The sequence below is a fragment of the Devosia alba genome (assembly GCF_039938915.1).
GTDB classification, from domain to species: domain Bacteria; phylum Pseudomonadota; class Alphaproteobacteria; order Rhizobiales; family Devosiaceae; genus Devosia; species Devosia alba.
Window position 1 is genome coordinate 1 of record NZ_JBDUUI010000042.1, and the last position, 597, is coordinate 597.

At 65.2% G+C, this 597-nt stretch carries 1 protein-coding gene; it reads right to left on the reverse strand.

The features are described from left to right. Window positions 1-474, reverse strand: a 474-nt coding sequence (locus ABFY71_RS18695) for a tyrosine-type recombinase/integrase (RefSeq protein ID WP_347947374.1), incomplete at its 3' end; no start/stop codon positions are given. Window positions 475-597 lie beyond the last annotated feature (123 nt).

A 597-nucleotide genomic window follows, 5' to 3' on the forward strand; every position in this document is an offset into this window, starting at 1 on the left:
CATGCGGGTGCTGTCGATATCATCGACCTTGAGGTGGGCAACCTCGGAGACGCGCAGGCCGGCGCCATAGGCGACGCCGAGCGCGGCCTTGTACTTGATAGTTGGCGCCGCCGCGAGCAGCCGGGCGGCCTCCTCGATGCTGAGCACATCGGGCAGCTTGCGTTGATAGCGGGTGATCACCAGAGCGCGGGCCAGATCGCGCCGCTTCAGCGTCACCTCAAACAGCAAGCGCAGCGCCGAGACCGCGCCATTGATCGTGGAAGGGCTGACGCCGTGCTCATGCTGATAGAGCTGGAAACGCCGGATATCCTCGGTCGTGGCGGTATCGGGAGCGCGACCCAGAAACGCAGCGAAGCGTCGGACGTGCCGGATGTAGTCGTGCTGGGTATGGACGCCCAGGCCGCGCATCAGCATATCCTGCTGCATGCGCTGGCGGAGCGGTGTGGCGGGGGCGTCGATCGACGGGGTAGCCATGGGGGAGTTCCTCTCGTTGAAGGGAACTCCATCGTCAGATCAGGTGCGGCTTGATCCCAAGCCTATAATGAAACCGAGACCACGCCGCACCCGCCCTCCCGCGAAGCGGGTTCGTGCATGGGG